At 70.8% G+C, this 13,956-nt stretch carries 11 protein-coding genes; 5 read left to right on the forward strand and 6 right to left on the reverse strand.

Translation table 11 applies throughout. The annotated features are described in order from the left end of the window. Nucleotides 1-273: 273 nt before the first annotated feature. Nucleotides 274-1,245, forward strand: coding sequence for a hypothetical protein (locus AC0VX6_RS06385; RefSeq protein ID WP_475467725.1), 972 nt, complete (start codon nucleotides 274-276; stop codon nucleotides 1,243-1,245). A 13-nt stretch (nucleotides 1,246-1,258) separates the two neighbouring features. Here AC0VX6_RS06385 and AC0VX6_RS06390 read toward each other — a convergent pair whose 3' ends face one another. The 5 genes from AC0VX6_RS06390 to AC0VX6_RS06410 form a co-directional block, all read right to left on the reverse strand. Then, the gene (locus AC0VX6_RS06390; protein WP_475467727.1) at nucleotides 1,259-3,685 is read right to left on the reverse strand and encodes a glycosyltransferase family 4 protein; all 2,427 of its coding nucleotides are present in this window, start codon (nucleotides 3,683-3,685) and stop codon (nucleotides 1,259-1,261) included. Nucleotides 3,686-3,983: 298 nt separating this feature from the next. Further along, entirely contained in the window at nucleotides 3,984-4,655 is a 672-nt protein-coding gene (locus AC0VX6_RS06395; protein WP_274976603.1) for an aggregation-promoting factor C-terminal-like domain-containing protein, read from the reverse strand. 35 nt (nucleotides 4,656-4,690) lie between these two features. Next, complete coding sequence (locus AC0VX6_RS06400) at nucleotides 4,691-5,215, reverse strand: hypothetical protein (protein ID WP_475467729.1); 525 nt, start codon at nucleotides 5,213-5,215, stop codon at nucleotides 4,691-4,693. Between the two features lie 12 nt (nucleotides 5,216-5,227). Beyond that, on the reverse strand, nucleotides 5,228-6,268 hold the full coding sequence (locus AC0VX6_RS06405) for an OmpA family protein (protein ID WP_475467731.1): 1,041 nt from the start codon (nucleotides 6,266-6,268) through the stop codon (nucleotides 5,228-5,230). Between the two features lie 66 nt (nucleotides 6,269-6,334). Then, nucleotides 6,335-6,571, reverse strand: a complete 237-nt coding sequence (locus AC0VX6_RS06410) for a hypothetical protein (RefSeq protein ID WP_475467732.1) — start codon at nucleotides 6,569-6,571, stop codon at nucleotides 6,335-6,337. 722 nt (nucleotides 6,572-7,293) lie between these two features. Here AC0VX6_RS06410 and AC0VX6_RS06415 point away from each other — a divergent pair. Then, a complete protein-coding gene (locus AC0VX6_RS06415) occupies nucleotides 7,294-8,541 on the forward strand; it encodes a DUF2207 domain-containing protein (RefSeq protein ID WP_475467734.1) in 1,248 nt (415 codons plus the stop codon). Between the two features lie 179 nt (nucleotides 8,542-8,720). Here AC0VX6_RS06415 and AC0VX6_RS06420 read toward each other — a convergent pair whose 3' ends face one another. Continuing rightward, the gene (locus tag AC0VX6_RS06420; protein WP_274976608.1) at nucleotides 8,721-9,728 is read right to left on the reverse strand and encodes an LLM class flavin-dependent oxidoreductase; all 1,008 of its coding nucleotides are present in this window, start codon (nucleotides 9,726-9,728) and stop codon (nucleotides 8,721-8,723) included. A gap of 186 nt (nucleotides 9,729-9,914) precedes the next feature. On the opposite strand from AC0VX6_RS06420, the gene AC0VX6_RS06425 reads away from it, so the two are divergent. The 3 genes from AC0VX6_RS06425 to AC0VX6_RS06435 all read left to right on the forward strand — a co-directional run bounded on the left by AC0VX6_RS06425 (nucleotide 9,915) and on the right by AC0VX6_RS06435 (nucleotide 13,913). Then, nucleotides 9,915-10,268: an ArsR/SmtB family transcription factor gene (locus AC0VX6_RS06425; protein WP_274976609.1), complete on the forward strand. Its 354-nt coding sequence runs from the start codon at nucleotides 9,915-9,917 to the stop codon at nucleotides 10,266-10,268. Between the two features lie 221 nt (nucleotides 10,269-10,489). After that, complete coding sequence (locus AC0VX6_RS06430; protein WP_475467736.1) at nucleotides 10,490-12,601, forward strand: serine/threonine-protein kinase; 2,112 nt, start codon at nucleotides 10,490-10,492, stop codon at nucleotides 12,599-12,601. Nucleotides 12,602-12,977: 376 nt separating this feature from the next. Then, nucleotides 12,978-13,913 carry a nitroreductase/quinone reductase family protein gene (locus AC0VX6_RS06435; RefSeq protein WP_475467737.1) on the forward strand — a complete coding sequence of 312 codons (936 nt, stop codon included), beginning with the start codon at nucleotides 12,978-12,980 and terminating at the stop codon, nucleotides 13,911-13,913. Nucleotides 13,914-13,956: the final 43 nt, after the last annotated feature.

The following is a 13,956-nucleotide window of genomic DNA, read 5'->3' on the forward strand; positions in this document are numbered from 1 at the left end:
AGGGCCTGTGGACGACCGCGTCCGCCTGTGGGGACGGTGCGAAAGGTGTTCGGCCTGTTGGGAGGCGACGTGGCGGTGCGGCGGACGTGGGCCCGCGCGTGCCGGGCCACGGAGCCGTACGACTTCGTAGGAATTGTCCGGCGGGTTTCTGGCGAGTGTGGGGCCCATGACGGGTTCCGCACAGGGAGGATGGACCCTGTCCGACGCGTGCCGAGTCGTGGTGCGTGGTCGGATTCGCACCCATTCCACCGCAGAAGAAGCGAAGGCGAGGACATGAGCGCCCGTAAAGCGATGACCCCCGTCGAACAGGACGAGCTCCTCCGCAGGATCGGGACGGACCTGCTCCGGGCGGCCCCCGACGACTGGGTCAAGCTCCGGCTCGTGTACTCCGGACTGGGCGCCTGCGAGACGGCTTTCTTCGAGGTGATGTTCGAGGGAGGCCGCAGCAGCGGCTGGGTCCCGCCGCTGTCCACCCTGGAACGGCTGCGGGAGATCCGCGCGGGGATGTACGCCGAGAGGACGGGCACCTGGTACACGGCCTACTACGAGATCGACCGGCCCGCGAGCTACCGCGTCCGCTACGACTACGAGAACGAGCCGCACTTCGACGAACCGCGGGACGACGCCAGCTACCTGCTCGACCTGGAGCACTTCCCCCGCGACGACGAGCACGTCCCCGCCTGGCTGCGGGACCGGCTGGAGGGCGACCGTGTGCCCGAGACACAGGACGGCGGATCCCCCTGGAGCCTGCTCATCGCCTCGCGTCCCGAGCCGCGGACGCGGATGTCCCCGGGGGACATGACCCCCGAGGAGATGATGGACACCGTCCAGGAGATCGTGGACCACACCCTGGACGCGGTCCACGGCCCCTGGACGGAGGTCGTCGTGGACTACCGGGGCCTGTTCGGGGTCTCCTCGTCACGGGTGAGTGTGCGCAGACCCGACGGCGGCACGGAGTGGGACCTGCTCCTCCCCGAGGTCGGACGGCTGCTGGACCGGTTGCGCACCGGCATGTACCAGCCGGGCAAGGGCACGTGGTTCACCGCCCGGTTCACGGTGCAGGAATCGCGGGAGATCGGGGCGCACTTCGACCACGACGCCCCGCCCGAGTTCGACGTCGAACCCGACCCCCGCAACTTCCACCAGGACATCCAGCACTTCCCCCGCGGCGCTGACCACCTGCCCGACTGGCTGCTGGACCGGCTCAGCCTGGCCCAGCGCATGATCCGCACCGGGCAGGCCTGAGGGCTGGCCCCGGTCAGGGCATCCGTCGCCGGACGGCCTCCCACACGTGGACGTCGGCGGCGGTGACCTGGAGGTCACCGGACCCCAGGGGCGTCACGGTCACCGAGCGCACGTACGGGCCGTGGCTCCAGCGGCGCGAGGTGCTGTCCGGGACCGCGGTGGCGCCCAGACGCCCCAGAGCCCCCGGCGGCCCCGCCAGCAGCCGCAGCCGCCACGTGGCCCGGACCGCGCCGGGCCCGTCGTACCCCGTCCCCGTCAGCAGCGGCAGGGAGGCCACCAGGCGGCCGCCGGAGGCGGAGCCGCCCTCGGCGCGCAGCGGGAAGCGCCGACCCACGTCGGTGCCGCGCACCACCTCCACGGCGTACTCCGCGCCCTCCGGGAGCGGAGAGGCCAGGCGCACCTCGAAACGCAGGCGGCCCGCGCGGCGCCCCGCCGGGCTCGCCCGCACGACGTCCACCTCCAAGGTGGGCGCCAGCGGCGACGTCACGAGCCCCAGCCGGTCGTTGACCGTGTAGTAGGGGCGCACCCGCGTGCCTCCCCCCTCGCCCCACTCCACCTTCTGGTCCGGGTACCGGATGATCTTCTGGTAGCCCGCCACACCGGACAGGTGACGTCCCACGGTGCACTCGGTCCCGTCGGAGAGCACCAGACGCAGCTCCCACTTCTCCGATTCGCCGTACCGGCCGTGCACCACGACCTCGGGGTCCACCACCGCCGTGAAACGGCCGTCACCGGCCACCGGCGCGGAGAACTCCCGCATGGCCCCGGGAGACGTGCGCAGCCGCACCGCCAGGCGCGCGTGTGCGTCCGGGGCGTCGCGGCCCAGCACCCGGCCCTGCACGGTGATCAGCCCGTCGGCCGACTCCACGTGCTCCACCTCGGCGTGGTGCGCCGAGCGCCGCACGTGCAGCACCAGACGGCCCTTCGCCGAACGGGACGGCAGCACCAGGGACAGGCGCCCGACCCGTTCGGGGGCCAACGGGAACCCGTGCTGGCGGATCTCCACGTCGTGGACGGGGGTCTCCCGGTCGCCGTCGAGCCGCAGCACCTCCCACGTGCGCGCGGCCAGCCGACCGCGCACGGCGTCCACGACCACGTCGTCGCCGTCCGGCTCCAGTTCCACCCGTTTGCCCTCCAGGGTCAGTACCACCCGGTCGGGCGGGTCGGTGAACGACAGCACCGCGGCCCCGTCCCCGTCCACGCGCACCCGGCAGGCGGCGGCCGGTTCGGGGCGCGGCGCGGGCACCGACACCGGCGGCGGAGGCGTTGCGTGACCGGAGAGGTCGGAGAACAGCTCCTCGTGCATCAGCATGACGTTGGCCGGGTCGAAGCGCTCGGAGCCGGTCAGCGCGGCGGACGACATCCGCCGGCGCAGCTCGTCGTCGGCCATCAGCCGGGCCAGCCCCTCGGCGATCCCCGGGGCGGACCGGTTGGGCACCAGCAGCCCGTCCTCGCGGTCGCGGATGATCGACGCCGGGCCGTGCGGGCAGTCGGTGCTCACCACCGGCAGACCCGAGCGCATGGCCTCCACGATCGTCATCCCGAACGGCTCCTCGCTGGAGGTCACCGCCGCGAACGAGCCCTGGGCCCAGGCCTCCTCCACTCGCGGGTGCGCACCCATCAGCCACACGCGGTCCTGGAGCCCGAGCGAGTTGACCAGTCGGACCAGCGCCGAACGCCGGTTGCCGCGCCCGTAGATCCGCAGCGTCCACTCGGGGAACTCCTCGCTGACCATGGAGAAGGCCTGCACCAGGAGGTCGTGCCGCTTGCTGGGGGCCAGCCGCCCGGCGGACACGATGGTGCGGCTGTTGTGCCCGTTGGCGGTGAACGCGGGCGCGGGCACCGAGTTCGGGATGGACAGCACGCGCACCCGCGGCAACGGCATCCGCTCCCGGTACGTGCGCGCGTCCGCCTCGGTCACCGTCACGAAGGCGTCCAGGTGGGGGTAGGCCTCCTCCATCACCCGGCGCAGCGGCTCGGAGTGCTGGTCGTAGGTCAGGTGCTCCTGGCCGATCTTGACCACCCGGCTCGGGGCGGCCCGGGCGATCACCACGTTCAGCCCCGGCCGGGTGCCCACCACCACGTCGGCGTCGGTGGTGGCCAGGTACTCCTCCAGCCGGTCGTCGGTCAGGCGGCTGTGTGTGGGACCGCGCGCGTCCTCAGGCGGGAAGAGCAACGGCGGTACACCGGCCCGTTCCGATCCCTCGTACAGCGGGCGGCCGTCGGTCCCCGTGCCCTGGTCGCCGTCGTACCCGCGGACGTCCACGAGCGGACGCAGGCGCACCTGCGCGGGTACGGGCAGAACGGGCTCGGCGCGGTGCCGGAACACCGAGACGATCTCGACCTCGTGCCGGGCGGACAGCGCCGCCGCCTGGTTGGCGACGGTGCGCACGGTTCCGCCGATGCCGTACATGTCGTTGATCAGATAGGCGATCTTCACCGAACCCCCGTGTGGTCAGTGCCGACCCGTGCCCCCACGAGACGGCAGCGATGCACGTCTTCCACACCAGAGCCCCCGCGGGGGCGGCGTGGGAACGTCCAGGGTACGAACGCTCCGCAGAGAGAAATGCCCCTTATGTCTGATAAGACCCTGGTATTTACTAATTTCTGTGGGTGTTTTGCGGAACCTTAACAAGCCGCGAAGAAGCCGCACCCGGCCCTGTGAGCGGCGGGCGTGTAAGGAGGCGCGGGCGCGGGTCGGCGGGGGAAGGCGGGTTGGGAAGGGGCGGACGGCACCCTCAGTAGGTGCCGGTGTCCTCCCAGTAGGCCCAGGCGGCGCAGGGCGAACCGTAGGCGTCGCCGATGTGGCCGATCCCCCAGGAGATCTGCGTGGACGGGCTCTCCCGGAAACCCTCGGGCATGGAGCCGTGCCTGGCCGGGTTGAACCCGGAGATGCCGTGGTCACCGGTCTCGGTGTTGACGAACGTGTGGTCCCAGTGGGAGACGACGCTCCACAGGTTGCTCAGGCACTCCCACTCGTTCTCGGTCCAGCCGCGGTCCGCGGCCATGCCCATCGCGAGCGCCTCGTTCTCCAGGGCGTTGGAGTTGCCCTGACCCCACTCGTAATCCTCGGGTTCCTCCGGCCGGTCGGCGTCCACCCAGGTCTCGTCGCCGCAGCCGGGGCCCTCGACCAGGCACACCATCTGCCGGACGCCGCTGTTGAAGGTCTGGCTGAGTTCGAGCTGGTAGACCGCGACCATGATCGCCGCGGCCAGCACGGTGACCGCCGCCAGCTCGACGAACGCCGCGCCCCGGTCGCCCCCGGTCCTCCGGGCGGGACGCAACCGTTGCAGGAACCGGCCGCCCCGGTGCCGCCTCGGCGGCCCGTTGCGCTCACCGGACCGCCCGGGCGGCCCGGTGGGAGAGGGCCGTCGGGTGTCCCCGAGCTCGGGGCGGTGGGGAGTGGGCAACGCCGCCTCCTAGGCGATCTGGCTGGCGGTGGACTTCAGGAGATGGGGATGTCCTCGATGGGATCGAAGTTCGGTATTTCGACCGTCACGGAGTCGATGTCGTCAGGAACCGAGAAGAGGGACCAGTAGGTAACCTCGTCTCCACTTCCCAAGTTCTGGACAAGATCGTTTGAGATGCTTCCCGAGCAGAGGCAGGTGCCATTTCCATCCATTATCGGATGGTATCTTGTCCCTTCGTCTGGGTTTGCCATGGTAACCCCAGCGAAATTTTGCCCGGTGTAGGAGTATGAGCGGTCCCTCAGCCAAAGCATGGATGCCTGGCCGTCGCCGTTGTTTTTTATTCCCCAAGTGAGTGAGAGGAAGGCTCCGGAGTCGTCCCTCTCTGCTTGATGGACCTCGGCCACGAGGTCGCGTGATTCCTCTGCGCTTCCGGGAGAGGTGCCCAAGATTTCAAGGTCGTTTTTTGGATGAGCCGAGGTGGCGCTGGCTCCTGCTGAAGTGGTAAGCGGCATCGAAATGGCGAGGAACAGTAGGCCTAGGGAACGAGTCGAATTCTTCATATTGATTCCTCGCTATTTTTCGAAAGTGACACTGACTCTGCGGTTGCTTTCACGCCCTTCCTCTGTGTCGTTGCTGGCGATGGGTTCGCTGGATCCGTAGCCTTCGACTTCGAAGCTGATGCCGTCTCTGGTGATCAATTCAGAAAGAGATGATTCGACGGCTTCGGCTCGGTCCCGGGACAGGGGTAGGTTGATTGATTCGCTGCCGGTATTGTCGGCGTGGCCAGCGATGTTCACGGTATTTGAGCTTGCGTCGTCGATCTCTGTGGCGACCTGTTGTAGAATCTCCTCGGCATCTGTGCTTAGTTCATCGCTTCCTGTTTCGAACAGAACGTCGGAAGAAAGTATAATGCTGACTTCTTCGCTGCTTTCCGTTCGGCCGGTCTGGTCCTCAAGGTCGTCGGTGATGGTGACGAGGTCAATGATCCTAGGTTCTGACAGTCCTGGGTTCTCGATTGTTTCGGAAGAATGGCTGATCGGAACATTGAGCAGGGGTGGCGTCAGGGGGTTGGTTACTGTCATGGATTCTACGTCATTCGGCGGCGCTGGGTAGACAACCCACATTTCCAGGGTTTCGCCGCCTGCTATGTTCCCCCCGCTGGGAGAGCAAAAACAAGAACCGTCGCTTTTTTCATAGTTCAGATGGCGTTTTCTGTTGACTGGATCCAGTAGGGATACGCCGCTGGCTTCCTGTGGGTTGTCTGGTACCCCTAGGCCACTGTAGAGGAGGAAAGGGGAACTAGAGTTGTTGGTGACTCCGAAGCGAAGTCTGAGGCGGCCTTCGCCGATTTCCTCTAAAGCGTAGACGTCCAGTTGAAAATTTTGTCCTATGCTCGTTGCTGAAGTGGTGCTGCTGGCTATGATTTCTTGGTTTTCCGGCCCGTTCGGCGCTGCCGGAGAGGGCTCTGCGGATGGGTTATTGCCGCCTTCCCCCTCGGAGGTGTTGCCCGTATTGACCACGCAGCCAGTCACCAGGAACAGCGTGCAGACGCCAATTGTGGCCGCCTCCAGGTGTTTGCGGTCTCCCCTCGTGCGAGAAAGGAAGGGTGGCATGGAAAATCCTATTATTCTCTCTGAGGGGCAATGGGGGCATGCTGGTCGCTCGAGCAGTATTTGGCTTTAGGGTGTGGTGCTGACGCTTTCGGCCCCCGGTCCTTGGAGGATGGACGTGATGGAGGCGCCGATGCTGTCGCTGATTCTTCCGGCCAGTCCAAGCTGGTAGACCGCGACGGCGATACCTGCGACCAGAATGATCACGGCAACGTACTCGACGATCCCGGCACCCTTGTCCTTCTCCTTGGAGGTCGGCACAAGGAAGGTGCTCAGCGTCACCCAGAGTTTGGTCAGGCTGTTCACGGGGCTTAACTCCTTGAGGAGGGGGTCTTACGGCACCACATCTTCGCGGTCCTCGAACAGGTGGGGCCCTGCCCGCGGTCCACCGGGGGAGTACGTGGGCGACGCGTGCTCACGGAGTCCCACTATCCGGCATGAACACCGCCGCCATCCCGCCTTCTGACCGGATGTGGCCATCTTCCTTCAGGATGCCCCATGGATCCCGGAACCACACGTTGTCCACAGGGCTGGATGAACGCCCAGGCGGAAGTCGGTGGTCGGGTCGATGCGCGGTCACAGTTCCTCGCCGAGACGGGGTCACGTTTGGTGGTCGGCGGGTCACCATGATGGCACGTGTGCTACGGGGACGCCATGGCCGGACGGCAAATACCAGATCACTGTTGGGCTCTCCAGAACGCCCGGTCCCGGACGGGGACCGGCTTCCGCGCGAAGGCGCCACGGTGACCGGACGGGGCGCGGCGAACGGGGGCGCCCTCGGGACGCACCGCTTCGCCACCGCTTCCTCTCCCCCTCTCCCCCTGGCGCGACGGCCCGGCCCGCCGGTACTTCCCCCGGTTTCCGGCGGCTCGGGTCAGAACCAGGTGCCTTCGGTCGGCATCCCCACAGTCAGGACTCCGATCCTCGAGTGCCTCGTCTCCTCCACGACCCCTCATCCCCGTCCCCGCGAACCCCACTACCTACCCCGACCCCCACGACCCCCGAGACCGAAGACAAGAGGTGGCGGCTTGGACCCCAGCCTGACCCTTCCCCTGGCGGCAGCCCTGATCGTGGGGCTGGTGATCGGAGGCGTTCCGCTCTCCGCGGTCCTGAGGGGCGGATCCGCCCTCAGATCGGCGCTCCGCCGTCCCTCACCCACCGACCACTCCCCGCCCGACCCGGACGGACTCGAACCGAACGAACTGGCCCTGCTCGCGGGAGGTCCGGTCCGCGTCGGGGAGACCGCGGTCATGGACGCTTTCCTGAGCGGCCGCATCCGCCAGCAGCCCGCCGGAGGGCTCTTCACCCTCGTGGGCCCCTCCCGTCCCTACAAGCACGAGAAGGACGGCGTCCGCCGGGAGTTGGTGAAGGTCTTCCGCAAACGCGTCGGCGTCGGTGCCCTGGAGATGCTGCAACGGATCGTCGCGGGCCAAGGCGTGGAGAAGCTGCGCACCAGCCTGGCCGAGTCCGCCCTGATCGTCGACTCCCCGTGGCTGCGCCGGGCGCTGCGGCGCCGGGAGAGGGCTCCGAAGACGATCCGGCGGATGCGTTTCCTCGCGATCCTGGCCTCCGCCACGGGCGCGGCCGTGCTCTTCCTGGTGGAGCCGGGCGCCGCCGCGCTCGGCCTCCTCGTCGCGGGGCTCAGCGCGCTGGCCGCCCTGGTCGCCGCCCAGGTGGTCATGGCGGCCACCGGCGGCCCCACACTCAGCCCCAACACCCCCGCGGGGAACGCGGTGCTGGAGCTGGCCCGCCGGAGGTACGGAGCCCCGGAGGCCGGAGCCCCGGAGGCCGGATCCACCGGGGCGGCCTCCGCCGGTGCGCACCCCGCCGGGGCGATGTCCCGTGACCACGCGGTCCGGCACACGGCGGTCACGGGCTTTCGTTCGCTGCGCGCGTCCGCGTCCCGCCAGTCGGTCAGGAGGGCCGGGTCGGACCACGAACCCGCGCAGGTCCAGCAGGACCCGGTTCCCGTCGCCGTCCACACGGGCGGCGGCGAAGGCCCGGGCGATACCGGAGGCGCGGGCGGCGCGGACTCCGAATCCGTCACCCTGGAGAGCCTGTGCCTGTTCGCGGAACTGTGCCAGGGGCCGGGCGGTTCCGACGACCGGTCGGTCGGCCTCGAGGGCTGGGGCGGTGACTTCAGCCACTACGGTGACGGAGGCTGGGGAGGCGGCGACGCCGGGTCCGGCGACAGCGGCACCGGTGGCGGCTGGGGAGGCGGTGGCGACGGCGGCGGTGGCGGCGGGGGAGACGGCGGTGGTGGCGGAGGCGGCTGAACCCCTCCACCCGAACGCTCCCGTCCGGCCCGGAGCCTCACCGTGCTCCGGAGCCAGGAACCGGGCGGGGTTCTACGCGAACCCCGCCCGGCACTCCCGCACCGGGAAGGCGGCGCCACTGCCTGCCCACAGATTCGGCGCCGCCACCCTTGACCGTCTCCCTGTGCGGAGAGGTGGGGTCAGCCCTGGTCCGGACGCTTGAGGTCGGCCAGTTCCGCCAGCAGCTCGAACGAGCGCAGGCGAGCCTTCTGGTCGTAGATCATCGACGACACCATCAGCTCGTCCACGCCCGTGTCAGCGACGAACAGATCGAGCTTGCGACGGACTGTTTCCGGGGAACCCACGAACGAGTAACGAAGCATGTGGTCCAGTCGTTCCTTCTCCCCCGGACGCCATGCGGTGTCCAGGTTCTCCACCGGCGGGCGCAGCCGTCCCCGCGCACCGCGCAGGGTGCCGAGGAAGGCCTGCTGCATCGTCGTGAACAGGTGCTGGGCCTCCTCGTCCGTGTCGGCGACGAAGGCGTTCACCCCCGCCATGGCGTACGGCTGCTCCGACTGCGGTGAGGGGCGGAAGGCCTCCCGGTAGGCCTTCAACGCCTCGTACAGCGCGTCCGGGGCGAAGTGCGAGGCGAACGCGTAGGGCAGGCCGAGCTGCGCGGCCAGCTGGGCGCCGAAGAGGCTGGACCCCAGGATCCACAGCGGTACCCGCAGCCCCTCACCGGGGATGGCGCGGACGGGCTGGCCGGGCTCGGCGGGCTCGAAGTAGGCCTGGAGCTCCTGCACATCGTTGGGGAAGGTCGCCGAGGCGCTGTGGTCGCGGCGCAGCGCCATCATCGTGCGGGGGTCGGTGCCCGGCGCGCGGCCCAGGCCGAGGTCCACCCGTCCCGGGTAGAGCGACTCCAGCGTGCCGAACTGCTCGGCGATCACCAGGGGCGAGTGGTTGGGCAGCATGACACCGCCCGCGCCGATCCGGATGGTGGAGGTCCCCTCGGCGATGAAGCCCAGGGAGACGGACGTGGCGGCGCTCGCGATGGCCTGCATGTTGTGGTGCTCGGAGAGCCAGAAACGCTTGTAGCCCAGCCGCTCCGCGTGCTGGGCGAGTTCTCTGGCGGAACGCAGCGCGTCACCGGGCGTGGACCCCTCGGCGATGCTGGCGTGGTCGAGCACCGACAGCGCGACGTCGGACATGGTGGCTCTTCCCCCTGTTGCGTGGCGGGTCCGGCTGCGAGGCCGTGACGGGAGGATCGATCCGCGTCCCCGGTCGGCCTGCGCGTTCGATATTCGACGAACATCGAATTACGAAGGTACACTTCCGACTGTCCATGAGCCAAATCTCGCCTGGTCCCGGCCGGGCGCCGCATGAGGAGGACCGCCTTGGCTCCCAGGGAGCACGCGCACCCCGCGCTCCACGAGGTGGAACTGGTCACGGTTCTCGCCGCGCTGGCCGAGCCGACCCGGCTGCGGATCGTGCGGATGCTCGCCGACATGGACGGGGAGCACGCCTGGAAGGACATCGACCTGCCCATCGCCCAGTCGACCCTGAGCCACCACTTGAAGATCCTGCGCAACGCCGGTCTGGTGCAGAACCGCACCGAGGGGACGAGGTGCTTCATCTCGCTGCGCGACGAGGAGCTGGAGGGGCGCTTCCCCGGTCTGCTGGAGTCGGTGCTGGCGTGCCGCGACGCCACGGCCCCGCGCTCCGAAGAGAAGAGCGCCTCCGCCCGGTAGGCGTGGGCGCGCGGAGTCCGAGCCGCCGCCGACCACGGAGCGATGTCCGGTTCCTGATCGCCCGGTACCGGGCGCGTGACTCGCGTCCCGGAAGGCTCGTGGACCGACCCGACACGGGGTATGCCCGGGAATGTACGGTCGGTACAGGTCTACGCAACCATGGGTCGGCGGTCCAGGCAGCGCGCGTTCCCCCGGCCCAGGAGAGTGGAAGGCGCCCCCCCATGGCCCCGAACCCGCCAGCCTCCCTTCCGGCGCACGTGCGCCCGCTCACCGTGGGCGATCCAGCCGAGATCGGCGGCCACCGGTTGATCGGCCGCCTCGGCGGCAGCACCATGGGCGTGGTCTACGCCGCCGTGTCCCCGGACGGTGAGGCGGTCGCCCTCAGGGTCACCCACGCCGAGTGGGTTCCGGCCGCTGACCCCGACCGCACGATCACGCTCCTGCGCCGGTCCGTCGGGGTGTGCGCCGTGGGCGTCAACGCCAGCGGAACCTTCCGCGGACGGCCGTGGGCCTCGGTCCAGTACCTTCCCGGCCCCGACCTGGCCCGCCGCGTGCGCGAGGACGGATCCCTTCCCGAGCCCGCCCTCCTGGTGCTGGCCGCCGGAACCGCCGAGGCGCTGACCTCCGTCCACGCCGCGGGCGTACCGCACGGGGACGTCAAACCCGGAAACGTCGTCCTGACCCCGGAGGGCCCCCGGCTCGTGGACCACGGGATCGCCCGCCGGGTGGACGACGCGGACTCCCTGACCACCGCGGGCAGCGTCGGCTGGCTGGCCCCGGAGCGCTACGCGGGCGCGCTGCCCGACACCGCGTCCGACGTCTTCTCCTGGGCCTGCCTGGTGGTGTTCGCCGCGACCGGGCACGCCCCGTTCGGTACGGACGCCGCACCGCCGGAGGCGGCCCGCCGGGCAAGGGAGGACACCGTGGACCTCGCCGACGTCCCCGAGGGGCTGCGCCCCCTGCTGGCCCGGGCGCTGTCGGCGGACCCCGGTGGGCGCCCCGCCGCGGAGGAGGCCTACCTGGAGTGCCTGGTGCTGGCGGGCGTGGAGGACAGCGCCACCCCCGACGTGTGGGCGGACCGGCTGCGCGCGCTCGTCCGCGCCCACTGGCCGCGCGTGGACGCGGACCGCGGCCAGCCGGCTGCGTGGATCAGCTCCGCCCTGCACATGGCGGAGCGGGAGGCCGAGGCCGCGGGTTCCGAGGCCTCCCCACGGTGGGGCCTGCGCGCCCGCGGCCGCGGAACCCGGGACCGGGCGACCGGGGCCGTCCGCGACGGTGGGACCGGTGAGCGCGAGCCCGGTCCGCGCGCGACCAGCGGGCAGGCGGCCGACGGGCAGGCGACCGGCAAAAGGGCGAACGGCGGGCGCTCGCGAGGGCGACGCCGCGCGCGAGCCGGGCGCCGGCTCCCCGTCCTGGCGGTCGCCGCGGCCGTGCTCCTGGCCGTGTCCGTCGGCGGCGGCTCCCTGCTCCTGAACGCCCTGTCCGGTGAGTCCGGCACCACCACGGCCGACTCCGGCTCCGGGACGGACCGGGCCGCCGCGGGGGACCGGCCGACCGGCCCCCTCGGCGGAACGGAACTGGTGTCGGCCTCGCTCGACACCCTCCTGGCCGCGGACTCCTTCGAGCTCACCCTGCTCACCCACGCCGGGAACGGAGAGGGCCACGGCCAGCCGCTTCCCACCGGCACCGACCCCACCCTCTTCGACCGGGTGCTCTACCAGGCGGGACCGCCGGAGGCGCTGCGCTGGACCAGTACCGTCAGCGGCGCACGCACCAGCGACCTGCTGATGGTCGACGGCGACCTGCTGCGCGCGGAGAACTCCGCCTGGAACGCGACGCCGACCTGGTACGCGGCCGAGCCGGGGCTGACGGAGGAGGTGTTCTCGCCCGCGGAGGTGGTCGCACCGCTCGTCCGCGCGGTGGAGGAGGGGACCGTCACCGGGGAGGAGGAGGTGGTCCTCGCCGCGCCCCCGCCCGCCCAGGACGCCTTCGGCCACCTGGGCGGCGAGGCCCCCGACGGCGTGCCCGCGATCCGGGTGGCGGGCACGTTCCCCGCCGGGGGAGGGCCGGGGGAGGCGGCCACGGCGTTCGTCCTGGTCGCGACAGAGGACGGAGTCCCGCTGAGCTTCGCCACGGAGGGCGCCGGGGGAGGGCCGCTCAACGGACGTCCGGTGCCGGAGGGGGTTCCGGTCTCGTTCCTGGACCCCGCCGCCCCCGAACCGGAGCGGTGGTACACGAGGTACACGTTCGTGGAACTCGGCGGAGCCCCCGACCCGGGCGTCCCCGATCCCGGACAGGTCCGGCCCGCCGCTCCCGCGCCCGTCGGCGACTGAGCACGGGAGCCGGTCGGGCGGCCTCCCCGCTCACCTGTGGCGCCTTCCCGCCCGATGGTGTAGGTTCGCCACCGTGTCGCGTGCCACCGACCACAGAGCAGTGGGCCGGTCGGTAGGTATGGAGGCACCTCGACATCCGGGGAGCGCACTGTGAGCACACACACCGCGGACCGCGTCTAGCCGTTCCGACGGCGTCGGCCCAAGCCGCGCCCGAACGCGCCCAGACCCCTCGCGACCTCCCCGGAGTCCTCTTCCGGCCCGGCCACACCCGGGCTCCCTGTCACGTCCACCCGCCGCCCGTGCGCCCACGCGCCCGGGCCGCCGCGGGTGCCTTCGGGGACGGTCGCGCCCATGACCACCATCCCGAAGGAGACCTGTGACCGAAAACCCGCACGTCCGGACCACCGAACCCCACGTCAGCGACTTCAACCTCCCCGTCGTGGAGGAGTTCCGCGCCAACGGGGGCCGCGTCGGCGGCATGTTCGAGGGCGGCGACCTCCTGCTGCTCACCACCGTCGGGGCCCGCTCCGGCCGCGAGCACACCACCCCGCTCGGCTTCGTCCGCGTCGACGGCCGCGTGCTCGTCGTCGGTTCCGCGGGCGGCTCGGACCGCCACCCCGACTGGTACCGCAACGTCCTCGCCCACCCCATGGTGCGCGTGGAACTGGGCACCGAGACGTTCGACGCCGTCGCCGTCCCCGCCGAGGGCGCCGAACGCGACCGCCTGTTCGCCGAGTTCGTCCGCGCGGACTCCGGATACGCCGACTACCAGGCCGGAACCGAGCGGGTCCTGCCGGTGGTCGCCCTGGACCGCGTCCACGCGGACGGACCCGCCGAGGTCGCCAACCTCGCCGACAAGCTCGTGGAGATCCACACCTGGCTGCGCGGCCAGCTCGCGCACGTGCGCACCGAGGCCGAGGCCCACCTCGCCGAGCGCGCCGCCGTGGCGGACGGGGACGGCCCGCCACCGCTGGGACTCAGCCTCCAGCTGCGCCAGCACTGCCTGGCCTTCTGCGAGTCCCTGCACTTCCACCACACCAGTGAGGAGTCCGGTGTCTTCCCGGCGCTGGGCCGACAGGCCCCTCACCTGGAGGAGGCGCTGCGGCGGTTGTCGGAGGAGCACCGCACCGTGGACCGCGTCCGCGGTGAGCTGGAGGCGCTCATCTCCGACCTGTCCACGGCCGACCCCGAGCGCTTCCGCGCGGAGCTGGACCGGATGGCCCGGGAACTGGAGGCCCACCTGGACTACGAGGAGGCCCAGCTGATCCCGACCCTGGCCGAGATTCCGTTCCCGCCCACCGGCCCGGCCTAGAGACCGGCGGGAGGGCCCGGTTCCGCCGCTCGCGCACCTCGGG

This window comes from Nocardiopsis sp. iso_25 (genome assembly GCF_056173305.1).

Bases quoted from the DNA above. Each gene is read 5' to 3' on its own strand.
- AC0VX6_RS06385 (WP_475467725.1), top strand. From the start codon at position 274: ATGAGCGCCCGTAAAGCGATGACCCCCGTCGAACAGGACGAGCTCCTC.
- AC0VX6_RS06400 (WP_475467729.1), bottom strand. From the start codon at position 5,215: ATGAAGAATTCGACTCGTTCCCTAGGCCTACTGTTCCTCGCCATTTCG.
- AC0VX6_RS06405 (WP_475467731.1), bottom strand. From the start codon at position 6,268: ATGCCACCCTTCCTTTCTCGCACGAGGGGAGACCGCAAACACCTGGAG.
- AC0VX6_RS06420 (WP_274976608.1), bottom strand. From the start codon at position 9,728: ATGTCCGACGTCGCGCTGTCGGTGCTCGACCACGCCAGCATCGCCGAG.
- AC0VX6_RS06430 (WP_475467736.1), top strand. From the start codon at position 10,490: ATGGCCCCGAACCCGCCAGCCTCCCTTCCGGCGCACGTGCGCCCGCTC.